Origin of the sequence: Dyadobacter psychrotolerans (assembly GCF_004349265.1) — a bacterium.
Taxonomy (GTDB): domain Bacteria; phylum Bacteroidota; class Bacteroidia; order Cytophagales; family Spirosomataceae; genus Dyadobacter; species Dyadobacter psychrotolerans.
The window spans coordinates 1-13,437 of record NZ_SMFL01000020.1 but is presented as its reverse complement, the minus strand read 5'-3'; the positions used below and the strand labels follow the sequence as shown (position 1 = coordinate 13,437).

Sequence of the window (13,437 nt, the reverse complement as noted above, 5' to 3'; positions counted from 1 at the left end):
AACTGTTACAGAAAAATGAAGGGTTTTATAAAATCTTAAGTATTGCTTCAAACCAGTCAGTTTTTCCCGTTTTAACATCTGTCAAGTATTTCATATTCCCGTTTGTGAAATCTAATTTTATTTTACGTAATTAGTGTCAGGTTTTATGAAATTAAAAACATTTTATGAGGATCGGATATGTTAGGGTTTCCAAGGAGGAGCAGAACCAGCAGTTGCAATTGGACGCGCTTAATAACTATGGTTGTGATAAAATTTACCAGGAGAAGGTATCCGGGACCTCAAAAATCCGTCCGGAGTTTGAGCGTGTAAAAGATATACTTAGAAAAGGGGATGAATTGGTCGTCTGGGATATTGACAGGCTAGGTAGAACAACCCTGGAGCTGATCATGTTTGTCGATGAATTAAACCATAAGGGGATTTTATTCAAAAGTCTGTCGCAATCGCTGATTGATACCACTACCGAAACGGGAGAGTTTGTTTTCAAGCTGTTTGCTCTTTTGGCTGAACATGAAAGAAAGCGGTTGATCCGTAGAACCAGGGCGGGACAAGAAGCAGCCCGTGCAAGAGGCCGCAATGGTGGCCGGCCAAAAGGGCTGTCGCCCCATTACAAGGAAATTGCTCCCATGGTTATTGGTGCTTACAAGCAAGAACGTAGTATCCGGGATATTATGAAAGCGTTCAAAATTCCTTCCACCGCAACGGTCTATAAAATTCTATCTGAAAACGATATCCAATTCCAGGATTACAAAAAAATCAAAACCACTCCTAAATAAACTAAGATATTAGTTAGAAACCGTAAATTTTCGCACGGTTGTAATGAGAACCTCTTAGTGCTTACAAGTAAGAACGTAGTATCCGGGATATTATGAAAGCGTTCAAAATTCCTTCGACCGCTACCGTCTATAAAATTCTATCCGAAAACGATATCCAATTCCAGGATTACAAAAAAATCATCAAATGAGGTTTCGTTACAAATAGGCCGCAGTCGCGGACGATGAAAGGATACGCCAAGCAACTATATCTAGTTACTTGGCGTAATGTCAAAGATTTTAATTACAGAAATTTAAAGATTCTGATCTTTGGGAAAATGCAGCCTAACGGTATATTCTTGAAAAGAATATTTTGCACTAAGGTTTAATTTCCTGCCTGTTAGCTGCCGGATCAGGTCAAAGCGAAGATCTTCATTTTCACACAGCACTTTTACTCTCGCTATTGTATTGCCTTCATTAAGATAAAATTGTATGACAACAACCCTGTCTTTGTCCCTGTAAAGACTTATAGGATAGGAAAGCACGGATGACAATTGCTTGCTGATTTGATACGAAGAATCTTCCTTTATAGTTGATACTGATCGGGTCCAAACACTTTGGAAAAGCATAATGACAGAGAAGAGTAATATTTTCATAACATATAAAATCAACTGGTTATCCGACCTGGCTTTGATACTGATCAGCGGAAAGAAGTGCTTCAAATTCACTGACAGAAAACCCTTTGATCTGCATAATCCATCCTTCACCATAGGGATCTTCGTTTAAAAGCTCAGGCTCAGAAGCCAGTGAAGGATTGATCTGGATTACCTGGCCGGACAAGGGCATAAATAGATCCGATACAGTCTTAACCGCTTCCACATTTCCAAAAACTTCACCCGTTTTAAAAGCCTGTCCACTGTCAGGTAATTCTAAAAATACGATGTCACCCAGTTCACTTTGAGCAAATTCGGTAATCCCGATTGTAGCAATATCATCTTTAATACTTACCCACTCGTGGTCAGTGGAATAACGTAATTCTTTTGGAAAATCCATAACCCAATTGTTTAGTAAGCTTTTCTAAGATTATCTGCAAATGCATCAGGCAGCAAGCTATTCTCGATCGCCTTTGCTGCTTTTTCAACATCATAATTCACCCGGATAAATTCAACCTGAATACCGCTAGGACTTGTTACAGTTGCTTGCGGATCAATGGTAAGCATGACATAACAAGCCCTTGCATCGCCGTCTTTTGGCTTTCCGACTGAGCCGGTATTGATCAGGTGATGGTAATGATCCATACCATTCTCCCCAGAATTGACGATGCGGTGATAAGGCTTATGCGAATGGCCAAAGCATAGGATATCGGCTTTGAACTCTTTGAGTATTTCCAATATATACTGCTCCGGAAGTTCTTTTAAAAGATATTCATTGATACTTCGGGGACTGCCGTGTACCAAAAGCATATTTAAATGATCGTCATTGAGCTGAAATTCAAGTTTCAAATGCCTGGGAAGTGTCAAAAGATATTCCCGCTCCTTAGAGCCAACAAGCTTATAAGCATAATCACTGCTTTGCTCTTTGCTGCATTCACCTTCTGATGGAAGTATTTTAGAGACTTTCAGATCATGGTTTCCTGCAATGGTGGCAATTCCATGTTTGCGGATCAAACCAATTATCTGGTTTGGCCAGACGTTATAGCCGACCAGATCACCCAGGCAGTAAACCGCATCCGGTTTTTGTTTTTCCAGATCTTCAAGGACTGCTTCAAAAGCAGGAAGATTGGCATGGATATCAGATAGTAATGCTATTCTCATTTGCCGGTTCGTAAGGATTCTGCGTAAGCATCAGGAAGAATACTGTCTTCTACGGCTTTGGCTGCTTTTTCAACATCATAATCAAAACGTATAAATTCTACCGCAATGCTGTCCTTATTTGATATGGATGCATCCTGCCCAATATTCAGGATTACATAACCACCCCTAGAATCGCCATCCTTGGGTTTGCCAACAGATCCGATATTGATCGCATGACGGAAATGATCACTGCCGTCTGTCTGAACTGAATCCAAAATTCTATGATACGGTTTGTGTGTATGGCCAAAGAGCATCACATCTGCATTTGCCTGCTCCATGATCCGGATCATGCTTTGCTCCTGCCGGTCTTCAAACAAATACTCATTGATCCGGCGCGGGCTGCCGTGAACCAAAAGCACTTGCAAAAGCTTTTCATTCAATTGAAATTCCAGCCGGATATGAGCTGGCAAAGTACGCAGGTATGCCCTTTGCTCATCCTTTACAATCTGATTTGTATAAGCAATAGATACTTTTCCATTCTCTTTTTCATCATCGGTTTTGTAGGCACATCCACAATCGTCGCTGCTCCTTCCAATGCCGAAGTCATAATTACCGGCTATGGTGGGGATACCCCGTTTTCTGATTTCATCAACTACTTCATTGGGCCAAATATTATAGCCTACCAGATCACCCAGGCAATAAATGGCATCTGTATCACGTGTTTCAACGTCTTTAAAAAACGCCTCTAAGGCAGGCAGGTTCGCATGGATATCTGAAAAAAGGGCAATTTTCATGGTTGTAAATTTAAGTATTCAATAATTTCAGAAACTGTCTGCCGGGCAGACCGGCCTACACCTATCAGCGTAGCAGAAGCGTATCCGGTAAAACTCCCGTAGCCTACCATCCATAAGCCGGTTACTTCCTTCGATCTTGTGCCTTCACAGTCTGCTTTCCCTTTTTCTTTTAAAATTCCAAGATTTGTAAGATGATCAGTTGCAAAGCCAAAGCCCGTGCACCAAATCACGACATCAAAGGCTTCATGGCTGCCGTGCGGCCATGTAACACCATTCCCGTACATGGTTTTAAAAGTAGGCCGTGTTTTCAGCACACCACGTGAGCGTGCCTCTTTTACTGCCGGGACCATCACGATATTACCTACATTGTACTGAGCTGCATTGAATTCTTTGCCTTCCTTCATCGCGTGGTATTTGGCAGAAGCCACATCAAAAAGTACCCTGCCGTCTACATCATCGGGCAAAAATTCCGGCTCCTTTTCCGCTGCCCAAACAGTGTTTGCTACTTTTGAGACTTCCGCCAGTATCTGTGCTCCGGAATTACCGGCACCTACAATCAGTACTTTTTTATTGATAAAAGGATCTGCATTTACATACTGTGAAGAATGCTGCTGCTGACCCTTAAACTGATCTTTACCTGGCACATTTGGTACAAATGGCTTTTGAAAAGTACCGGTGGCCGATATCACCGTTTTACTATGATACTTCCCCTGATCCGAAAAAACAGTGAAAATCTTACCTTCTTTTTGAACATCCTGCACTTTTATGCCATGCTGTATATTTAAATCATAGCGTTTTTGATAAGCGTCCAAATAGTCCAGTACTTCCTTCTTAGAAGGAAATTCATGTTCTGATTTTGGCATCATCCATCCTGGCAACGAGCTATGCTGTGCCGGTGAAAATAAAGTCAAAGTATCCCAGACGTGCTGCCACGCTCCACCGCCTTGCATCTGGTCATCCAAAATAATGTATTTCAGATTCGCCCGGCGAAGAAAGTACCCGCAAGCCAGAGCACTCTGCCCGCCACCAATAATAATCAGGTCATATAACTCCATGCAGGGCTCAGACAATTTCAGTTTTGTAATATTTATCCCGCAGCCAGAAAGCCACATTCACCAGGGCAATCAAAGCCGGTACTTCTACTAGCGGACCGATTACACCAACAAATGCCTGACCGGAGTTAATCCCGAATACTCCTATAGCTACTGCAATAGCAAGTTCAAAATTGTTACCTGCCGCCGTGAAGGCAATGGAAGCATTTTGTGAGTAATCCGCACCCAGGGATTTTGCCATAAAGAAGCTGACCAAAAACATGATCGCAAAGTAAATGACCAGTGGAATAGCAATTAAAAGCACATCCCCAGGAAGCTGAACAATAAGCTCGCCTTTCAAGCTGAACATGAGCATGATCGTAGCTAAAAGCGCAACCAAAGTAACAGGTGATATCATAGGGATAAATTTTTTCTCATACCAGTCTTCCCCTTTCAAAGCAGTCAGCCCAAAACGGCTGATCATTCCGGCAGCAAAAGGAATACCCAGGTAAATACCTACACTTTTAGCAATTTCAGCGATCGTAATATTTACATTCAGTCCTTTTAATCCCACCAATGGGGGTAAAACCGTAATAAAGAAATAAGCATAAAAGCTGTAAAGCAGTACCTGAAACACACTGTTTAATGCTACCAGCCCGGCAGCATATTCCCGGCTTCCTTCTGCCAGCTCGTTCCAGACCAAAACCATGGCAATACACCGCGCCAGACCGATCAGAATTAACCCGATCATATAATCCGGATGATTCGGAAGAAAGATAATGGCGAGTATAAACATAAGTACCGGCCCGATAATCCAGTTCAGTACCAGCGAAGCTGTCATTACTTTGGTATTTCTGAATACTTCACCCATTTTGTTGTATTTCACCTTGGCCAGTGGCGGGTACATCATCAGGATCAGGCCAATAGCAAGCGGAATATTGGTTGTACCACTTGAAAAATTGTTGATGTAATCCGGCAATGAGGGAACAAAATTGCCAAGGCCTACGCCAATGGCCATGGCCAGAAAAATCCATAACGTTAAGTAACGGTCCAGGAAGCCCAGCTTTTTACGGTTAGCGGCCGGGGCACAATTAGTAGCAGACATAATTATTTTTGAAGGTTCTCATTGACAAAATTTTCTGAGTATGTTTTGACCATTTCGCGTACAGTACGAAACTGCTCCGTTATTTGCTCTTCACTTCCGGTTGCTTTTCCAGGATCCGGAAAGTTATGATGGAATTTTTTCGCATTAGTCGGGAAATATGGACACCGTTCTTTTGCATTATCACAGACCGTGATCACAAAATCAAAGTCAATGTCTTGGTATCCATCAATGTTGTTAGAAGTATGTCCAGAGATATCAATTCCGTCTTCTGCCATGATGGAAATAGCTTTGGGGTTCACTCCATGGGTCTCAACCCCTGCACTATATACGGTGGCTTTCTCACCTGCAAATTTTCTGAGGTAGCCTTCGGCTATCTGGCTCCGGCAGCTGTTACCGGTGCAAAGCACTAATACTTTTTTCATTTTGCTTAATCTATTCCTGTTACTTTGCTTCTTCTTTCCAAAAGGTTGACGCTCTGCCAGATCCCCTTCATCTTTCCAATATTTTCACGATATCCGATCAGACGGAAACCATTTTTCTCGTGCAGTTTGATACTTGGGACATTTTCGGCAAATATACCGGCCTGAAGTGTCCAGTAGGCCCCTTTTTCACTTTCCAGGATCAGGTGCTTTAAAAGTGTATCACCTATTTTTTGTCCCCGGAAGCGGCTACCGACATAAACGCTCACTTCGGCTACTCCGGCGTAGACACATCTTCCGGACACCGGTGTCAACGCTGCCCAGCCTGCAATTTCACCGCTTTCTGAAAGTGCGACAAAACGGTGCTGGGCTACATGGGACTGGTCCCAGACCGGCCACTCGGGCGCACTGGTTTCAAGGGTGGCATCGCCGGTAGCTATACCTTGTTCATAAATCTCACGTACGGCTGGCCAATCACCTGGTTCTAAATTTCGAATTGTGATCATATTAATGGATTAAAATCATTAACAGCATCCCCCGCCCGGCGTACAACTTTGATTTTCGGCACCAGCCATTTCAAGTACCTGAACTTGTTTCACGTTAGCTACTGTCGCGCTTGAAGGTGTGCAGCATTCTTCACCGGATGGTGTCGTGCCACAGCTTTGTCCCCTGGTTATTGCCTTGCACTGGGTAAAATCAGCGGCCAGGTTAACAGTAAAGGAATCACCTTCAGCTATAAATTCAGAAGGGTACATCTGGCGGGTATCAAACTTTGAATTACCAAATTCTATTTTGACCACGCCTAGCGGATTAAGTGGAAGCGATTTTTCTACCAGGTTGATGATGGAAAGCGCTTTGCTTACTTTCATGGCACGTTCAGTCTCTGCTACAGACGGCTCCCAAAGCTGCACAATGATTTCCGTCCAGCTGTTCATCACCCCACCACAATCGACAGATACAATCGGGGCCTGTTTGATCTCGGTAATATGATATGATGCATCTACATACTCACCTTCTGCAAATTGGAATTGGAGGATTTTATCCGGATTTTCCAAAAGTGTCTTTTTAAAGGCTTGCCAGTTCATTGGATTTAAGTTGTTCATTGCTATGTTACGATTAAATAAAAATAAATAAATTATTTGTCCACATACTTAATTGCAGCAAGCTACTTCAACATCTGATTCAAAGATTTCTCCAAATATAGCTTTTGCTTCCTGCCATACTGTTTCATTGATGCAATAGCAAACACGGGGCGGATTGATTTCTCCATGCAGGATACCAATCTGTTTCAATTCTTTCAAATGCTGTGAAACCGTTGCCTGTGCAAGTGGCAACACTTCTACCAGATCACCGCAAACGCATGATTTCTCTTTTAAAAGATGCTGAATAATAGCAACCCGTGCCGGATGTGCCAGCGCCTTGGCCAGATCTGCAATACGGTTTTGTTTGTCCGTGAATACTTGTGTCTTTGTAACTCCCATGTGCCAAAGATATAAACTATTTTATTCATTGCAATAATACGATAAATATTTTTTATGAAAATTCTCATCGTATATTTACGATTGAATCGATGCATTTTTAAGTTTAAATTAAAATCAATATGAAGCTCTTAAATCTGGTTGTGTGTTTGTTGTTGTTACCGTGTGCCAGTATTCTCGCTGATGAGCCAAGTAAAAAGGTAGCTATCAATCCAACCCTGTTAACTTATATAAACAAAGTCAAATCGGATTTTTCAAGAATTCCTAAGGACAGAAAAGAAGAGTTAGACAAAATTGCCCTTTTTATACAGAATAAAGTTAATTCAGCTGAGCCGGTGCAACTCGCATATATTTGTACACATAATTCCCGACGTAGCCATTTCGGTCAGATTTGGGCTGCGACAGCTGCTGCTTACTATGATATTCCAAAGGTTAAAACATTCTCGGGGGGAACTGAGTCCAGTGCCTTCAACGAAAGAGCTGTTGCTGCATGCACCCGGGCTGGATTTGAAATCACCAAAACATCCGAAGACAAAAATCCTCTTTATGAAGTGAGATACGCGGCAGATGCAGAATCATTAAAGGCATTTTCAAAAAAATATGATGATCCTAGCAACCCTCAAAATGATTTTTGCGCAATCATGACCTGCTCTCAGGCAGACAAGGCTTGCCCTGTCGTTAAAGGAGCTTCTTCGCGGGTGGCTGTTCCCTACGACGACCCAAAGGAATTTGATGGAAAAGCACAGGAAACCGCTAAATACGATGAACGCTGCAGGCAAATTGCAACGGAAACGTTATATGTTTTTTCGAAAGTAAAGGTAAAGGTTCAATAGTGTATATGATCGCCATGTAGCATTTCGGACAGCCAGATTCTCTTGATTAACGTACAGAGATCAGCCGCTTAGAATTGAGTGTACCGAATTATGCCGGGAGAAAAAACCTACGCAAAAGTCGTGACGGTTTTTCTCCCTTTCTTTAGTTTACCCCAAACTTTGTAACTGCTACGCCCATATCATATATTTCGGCAGATGGCAGTTCTTTTTTCAGCAGGCTCGCAGCAGTTGCCGAACGGTACCCCGAGCCGCAATGAATCAGGATGGGTTTTGACGTCGGTATCTCTGACATCCTTTTGTCCAGGTCCTGCAAGGGAATATTTATACTATTCTTGAAAACAGGCTGATTTTTTGCTTCCTTTTCAGTCCTTACATCCAGATAGGTGTATTTATTATCATCGGCAACAAAGGTATTCTGATCAAAGGAGGCCAATTGGTTTCCGCTGGATGCATCATACAAAATTGTACCAAGTATATTACCCTCATAGCCAATGGAAGCTGCTTTACTTAGGGCAGTCTGTAAACTCTTGTCATCGGCAGCGATCACATAAAACTTGGATTGGGGAGCTATCAGGCTACCTAGCCAGGTCTCCATCGGACCAGTTGCTGGGATGTTCACTGCCCCCTTTATATAAGATGCCTGAAAAAGTTGGGAAGGGCGGGTATCAATAAGTAACGCTCCGTTTTCAGGCTGAACATTTTTAGGGAAACTTTTGATGTTGGCCAAGCTGGGCTTAAATGCCGGTGCGCCCTGGTTATTTAAACGTACGTCGTGGGAAAAATACTTGGGGATGAAAGGCTGGTCACTTAATAGCACGGTAACAAATTCAGCTCTTGTGCGTTTTTCAAATGCGTAATTGTTTTGCTTCTCGTAACCAATCGTTGAACTGGCAGCCTTCCGGATCGATTTACCGCAGAGTGAACCAGCCCCGTGGGAAGGATAAACAATGACATCATCGTCAAGTTTGGCAAACTTCTGATGGACGGTATCATACATCATTTCAGCAAGGTTTTTTCTTTGTTTTTCACTCTCTCTGGAATAGTCCAGCAAATCGGGACGTCCCACGTCCCCAAGAAACAATGAATCGCCGCTGAAAACTATTTTATCCTTTTTTTCCTCGTACAAAACAGCGGCAATGTGATCCGGTGCATGTCCTGGCGTATACATGGATCTCAACCCTACCTTATCAGTCAGTTTGATAATCCCTCCTTCATCAAAAGCAGTCAATGGATATTGGGATTTGGTCAAGCTGCTGGCATAAATTGGAACATTCAGGCTGCGGTGTATTTCCAGGTGAGAACTCACAAAGTCAGCATGGGGGTGTGTTTCAATAATGCCAACTATTGATGCATCATGCTTTTTAGCAAAATCATAATATACCTGCGGGTTCCTTTGTGGATCAATAACTATAACCTTTTTTCCAGCCATTATTGCATAGGAGTAATGGGCTAGCCCCTTGTCTTCAAATTGCTCAACAGTATAATTATCTGTGCTTTGAAGCGTTTGTCCCACTACTTTAAAGTTGGCGGCTATCGAGTAAAAACCAAGCCCAGCAAGATTTAAAACAAAATTTCGTCTTTCCATTTGTCCAAGTATTAAGTCTTATAAAACATTGTTAAACCAGGTATATCCACGATGGCACGACAAAATTAATGAAGATTTTCAATTATTCAATAAATCTATTGAATAATTGAATTTGCTATTTATCTTTGCATACCAAATTATAGTGCTATGCAGAAACAAGAATTTAAAGACAGGATCTATTCCGAGCTTGCGACCCTTACAAAAGCAATGGCAAACCCGTACAGGTTGCAGATCATTGAGCTTCTGGCCCAAGGAAGCCGGACAGTGGAAGAAATCGCTGGACAATTGACACTAAGCATTGCCAATGCCTCCCAGCATTTGCAAGTACTTAAAGGTGCAAATATGGTCAGCCTTCAGAAAGAAGGTCATTACGCCCATTATCGTCTTGCAAACGAGGATATATATGCCGTTTGGCAGTCACTACGCGATTTGGGCATTAACCGCATGGCCGAAATTGATCGGACGCTGCGCGAGTTCCGGGAAGAAAAAAGCTCGTTTCAGGCCATTTCGATTGACGAGTTGCTACAAAAAATCGATCAGGATAACGTCTTGATCCTGGACGTGCGCCCTGAAAAGGAATATAAGGCAGGACATATCCCGCAAGCGCTGTCGGTGCCCATCGACCAGCTGGCGCAACGGATCGTGGACTGCCCTGCTGGCCAGGAGGTAATTGTGTACTGTCGGGGCCCATTTTGTGTATTTGCCGACGAAGCCGTTGAACTGCTCCGAGAACGCGGCATAACAGCAAGCCGGCTGGATGAAGGATTTCCTGACTGGAAAAGAAGGCAGCTACCTATTTCTGTACCACTTTAACTTTTCTGTTATGAACCCGTCGCCCATTCCCACCGTCGATGTTGCTACCCTTAGAAACTGGCTGGACATTGGTAAACCGCTTAGCGTTGTCGATGTCCGTTCGTTGGACCAGCGCCAGGAGTGGTCTATTCCTGAAAGTATTCATGCCGATGTGTATGAGCAGCTAAAAGCCGGAGATATTCACGCGTTATCCAATCTTGAATTACCTGTTGATAAACCCGTTGTGACTGTCTGCGGGGCCGGGATCATGAGCATGCGGGCAGCCGAGCAGCTTCAAGCGCAGGGTTATACCGTATATTCGCTGGAAGGCGGTATGCAAGCGTGGAGCGCAGCCTGGAACACGGCTTACATTCCAACGAACAATCCTGATTTGACCATCCTGCAAATCCGCCGCACAGGTAAAGGGTGCCTGTCCTATCTGGTGGCTTCTCAGGGGGAAGCCTTGGTTATAGATGCATCATTGGATGAACGCGTGTACATAGGCTTGGCAATCAAGCACGGGTGGCAAATCCGTTATGTACTCGATACACATCTGCATGCAGACCACTTGTCCCGTTCCCAAGGGCTGGCCAGGCAGACCAATTCCCAACTGTTGCTTCCAGAGTCCGAAAAATTCCAGTTTCCATACAAGGCCATAGATGAGCATACCACGTTTACGCTGGGGGCAACTACATTACAGGTAATCCCGACACCCGGGCATACGCTGGAAAGCGTGTGTTACCATATCGACAATGAGCATCTGTTCACCGGCGATACCTTATTTATAGACAGTGTTGGCCGTCCTGATTTAAAAGCGTCTGCAAGTGAATTGATGCTGAAAGCATCGCGGTTATACCATTCCATCCACAAACTGCTTGCCCTGCCAGCTCTGACACAAGTAATGCCAGGGCATACCTCCCGGCCTGTTGCTTTCGATCAAAAGCCACTCTTGACAACCATTGGCGAATTGAGCCAAAGTGTTCCGTTACTGTCTCTTGAAGAAACCGACTTTATCGATTACCTTCTTGACCGCATCCCTCCGACACCGCCTAATTACTTAGTGATCAGCGAAATCAATAGTAGCGGTGATTTTACTTCGGTTGATCCGGCCGAAGTCGAAGCAGGGGCTAACCGTTGCGCAATCCGCTAACCCCTGGACTCATGCAGATCAATACATCAGTCCCATTAGCACTGGGACTTCGCCAGAATTGGCAGCAATTCATCTTATTAGTTATTGTTAATGCCTGCGTAGGTGGCATGGTCGGCTTAGAACGTACCTTGGTTCCACTAGTCGGCACCCAGGAATTCGGGATTGGCTCTGATTTGGTTGTGTTTTCATTCATCATCGCCTTTGGTGTAGTGAAAGCGTTCACCAATTTAATCTCTGGGGTACTCGCCGACCGCTATACAAGAAAAAATGTACTGATTCTGGGTTGGGTGATCGGTATTCCGGTCCCCTTTTTGCTAGCGTGGGGGCCAAGCTGGAACTGGATTATTTTGGCCAATTGCCTGCTTGGAATAAGCCAGGGCCTGGCATGGTCGATGACAGTTAACATGAAAATTGATCTGGTAGGGCCCAGTAAACGCGGCTTTGCAATGGGCCTGAACGAAGCGGCCGGTTACGGAGCGGTAGGTCTGACAGCCCTACTGACGGGCTACCTGGCAGTACAGTACGGGTTACGGCCACAACCGTTCTACCTGGGCTTCATTTTCACATCGGCAGGGTTAATGCTCTCAATAATCGCGATTAAAGACACAAAGGGTTTTGCAAAACTGGAAGCCGACCAGTGGTCACCTTTAAAGCTCATAGAGCCGCAACGGCAACCCACTTTATCCTGGGTGTTTGAGCAGACAAGCTGGAAAAACAAAAACCTGTTCGCTGTATCACAAGCCGGACTGATCAATAACCTGAACGATGGTATGTCGTGGGGTGTATTTCCATTACTTTTTACCGCAGCTGGGGTAAACCTGGAAGGCATTGGCTGGATTAAAGCAGTGTACCCGGTTGTTTGGGGCGTTGGACAGCTGGTGACGGGTCCATTAGCAGATCGACTTGGAAGAAAGCCACTTATAGTTTGGGGTATGTTTTTGCAAGCGGTTGCCCACCTGTTTATTGGCCTGGAGGTATTTCCTGCTTTATGGACGGGTCTTATCGGGTCGGCGCTACTAGGTATGGGGACAGCGATGGTTTATCCGGCCTTGCTCGCTGCTGTCAGCGACGCTGCCCCTCCGTTGTGGCGCGCTTCGGCACTTGGCGTATACCGCTTTTGGAGGGACATGGGTTATGCCATTGGTGCGCTTATGGCAGGATTGGTTGCAGCCTGGCTGGGAATGGTCTGGGCGATTCACGTTGCAGGCCTTCTTACCCTATTATCTGGCATCATTGCCTGGATAGGATTGCAGGAAACCTACAAGATGGTTAAGAAATGACGTTAGAGCACCACTACAAGTATGTCGATCCGGTGGCAATAACCGTCAAAAGTTCGATACCATCACCAAGCCAAAAACGGCAACAGAATCATAAAGAAACACTGCAAAATATCGTTGAAATTCACAACTTGAGAAAAGAGGCGCAAACTGAGCCACCTCCGGAAGTGCAAACTGAGCCACTCCCGGAAGTGCAACTTGAGCCACTTTGGAGAGGTATAATTTGGTAGCTGTAATTCCTGAAGTTTGTCCTGGTATTGACCTGAAACATAGCGGTCGCTGCCAGATGAACCATGGCTAACCAGCGAATCCAAATGTTTCAAGTCAAACGCATCATTGAACTGCGGGCCTCAAAGAAGAGTAACCGCTTTATTGCCCGGGTTTTAGGTATATCCCGCAATACGCTCGACAGCTATCTAAAGCAATTGTCC

At 44.3% G+C, this 13,437-nt stretch carries 16 protein-coding genes; 5 read left to right on the top strand and 11 right to left on the bottom strand.

Features of this window, described 5'->3' with window-relative positions:
- Positions 1 to 164 precede the first annotated feature (164 nt).
- The gene (locus E0F88_RS30535) at positions 165 to 773 is read left to right on the top strand and encodes a recombinase family protein (RefSeq protein ID WP_131962133.1); all 609 of its coding nucleotides are present in this window, start codon (positions 165 to 167) and stop codon (positions 771 to 773) included.
- Positions 774 to 1,063: 290 nt separating this feature from the next.
- Here E0F88_RS30535 and E0F88_RS30530 read toward each other — a convergent pair whose 3' ends face one another.
- Genes E0F88_RS30530 through E0F88_RS30485 form a run of 10 tightly spaced genes read right to left on the bottom strand, consistent with a single transcriptional unit; the run spans position 1,064 to position 7,372 of the window.
- Positions 1,064 to 1,405 carry a hypothetical protein gene (locus tag E0F88_RS30530; RefSeq protein ID WP_131962132.1) on the bottom strand — a complete coding sequence of 114 codons (342 nt, stop codon included), beginning with the start codon at positions 1,403 to 1,405 and terminating at the stop codon, positions 1,064 to 1,066.
- A gap of 19 nt (positions 1,406 to 1,424) precedes the next feature.
- Positions 1,425 to 1,802, bottom strand: a complete 378-nt coding sequence (gcvH, locus tag E0F88_RS30525) for a glycine cleavage system protein GcvH (RefSeq protein WP_131962131.1) — start codon at positions 1,800 to 1,802, stop codon at positions 1,425 to 1,427.
- Between the two features lie 11 nt (positions 1,803 to 1,813).
- Positions 1,814 to 2,563: a metallophosphoesterase family protein gene (locus E0F88_RS30520; RefSeq protein WP_131962130.1), complete on the bottom strand. Its 750-nt coding sequence runs from the start codon at positions 2,561 to 2,563 to the stop codon at positions 1,814 to 1,816.
- Positions 2,560 to 3,336, bottom strand: a complete 777-nt coding sequence (locus E0F88_RS30515; RefSeq protein WP_131962129.1) for a metallophosphoesterase family protein — start codon at positions 3,334 to 3,336, stop codon at positions 2,560 to 2,562. Before E0F88_RS30515 ends, E0F88_RS30520 begins: the two co-directional genes overlap by 4 nt.
- Complete coding sequence (locus E0F88_RS30510; RefSeq protein WP_131962128.1) at positions 3,333 to 4,391, bottom strand: ArsO family NAD(P)H-dependent flavin-containing monooxygenase; 1,059 nt, start codon at positions 4,389 to 4,391, stop codon at positions 3,333 to 3,335. Before E0F88_RS30510 ends, E0F88_RS30515 begins: the two co-directional genes overlap by 4 nt.
- A gap of 7 nt (positions 4,392 to 4,398) precedes the next feature.
- Positions 4,399 to 5,472, bottom strand: coding sequence for an ACR3 family arsenite efflux transporter (gene arsB, locus E0F88_RS30505; protein WP_131962127.1), 1,074 nt, complete (start codon positions 5,470 to 5,472; stop codon positions 4,399 to 4,401).
- A gap of 2 nt (positions 5,473 to 5,474) precedes the next feature.
- On the bottom strand, positions 5,475 to 5,894 hold the full coding sequence (locus E0F88_RS30500; protein ID WP_131962126.1) for an arsenate reductase ArsC: 420 nt from the start codon (positions 5,892 to 5,894) through the stop codon (positions 5,475 to 5,477).
- Between the two features lie 5 nt (positions 5,895 to 5,899).
- Positions 5,900 to 6,397 (bottom strand): GNAT family N-acetyltransferase, encoded by a 498-nt coding sequence (locus tag E0F88_RS30495; protein ID WP_131962125.1) that lies wholly within the window; start codon positions 6,395 to 6,397, stop codon positions 5,900 to 5,902.
- An 18-nt stretch (positions 6,398 to 6,415) separates the two neighbouring features.
- Positions 6,416 to 6,994: a DUF6428 family protein gene (locus E0F88_RS30490; RefSeq protein WP_131962124.1), complete on the bottom strand. Its 579-nt coding sequence runs from the start codon at positions 6,992 to 6,994 to the stop codon at positions 6,416 to 6,418.
- Positions 6,995 to 7,042: 48 nt separating this feature from the next.
- Positions 7,043 to 7,372, bottom strand: a complete 330-nt coding sequence (locus E0F88_RS30485; RefSeq protein WP_131962123.1) for an ArsR/SmtB family transcription factor — start codon at positions 7,370 to 7,372, stop codon at positions 7,043 to 7,045.
- 119 nt (positions 7,373 to 7,491) lie between these two features.
- On the opposite strand from E0F88_RS30485, the gene E0F88_RS30480 reads away from it, so the two are divergent.
- The gene (locus E0F88_RS30480; RefSeq protein ID WP_131962122.1) at positions 7,492 to 8,202 is read left to right on the top strand and encodes an arsenate-mycothiol transferase ArsC; all 711 of its coding nucleotides are present in this window, start codon (positions 7,492 to 7,494) and stop codon (positions 8,200 to 8,202) included.
- A gap of 142 nt (positions 8,203 to 8,344) precedes the next feature.
- Here the strand turns inward: E0F88_RS30480 and E0F88_RS30475 are convergent, their stop codons facing one another.
- Entirely contained in the window at positions 8,345 to 9,787 is a 1,443-nt protein-coding gene (locus E0F88_RS30475) for an MBL fold metallo-hydrolase (protein WP_131962121.1), read from the bottom strand.
- Between the two features lie 147 nt (positions 9,788 to 9,934).
- Between E0F88_RS30475 and E0F88_RS30470 the strand changes: the two genes are divergently transcribed.
- The 3 genes from E0F88_RS30470 to E0F88_RS30460 are packed head-to-tail and all read left to right on the top strand — an operon-like array spanning position 9,935 to position 13,009.
- On the top strand, positions 9,935 to 10,600 hold the full coding sequence (locus E0F88_RS30470) for an ArsR/SmtB family transcription factor (RefSeq protein ID WP_131962120.1): 666 nt from the start codon (positions 9,935 to 9,937) through the stop codon (positions 10,598 to 10,600).
- A 10-nt stretch (positions 10,601 to 10,610) separates the two neighbouring features.
- Entirely contained in the window at positions 10,611 to 11,729 is a 1,119-nt protein-coding gene (locus E0F88_RS30465) for an MBL fold metallo-hydrolase (RefSeq protein WP_131962119.1), read from the top strand.
- A gap of 11 nt (positions 11,730 to 11,740) precedes the next feature.
- Complete coding sequence (locus E0F88_RS30460; protein ID WP_131962118.1) at positions 11,741 to 13,009, top strand: MFS transporter; 1,269 nt, start codon at positions 11,741 to 11,743, stop codon at positions 13,007 to 13,009.
- Positions 13,010 to 13,437: the final 428 nt, after the last annotated feature.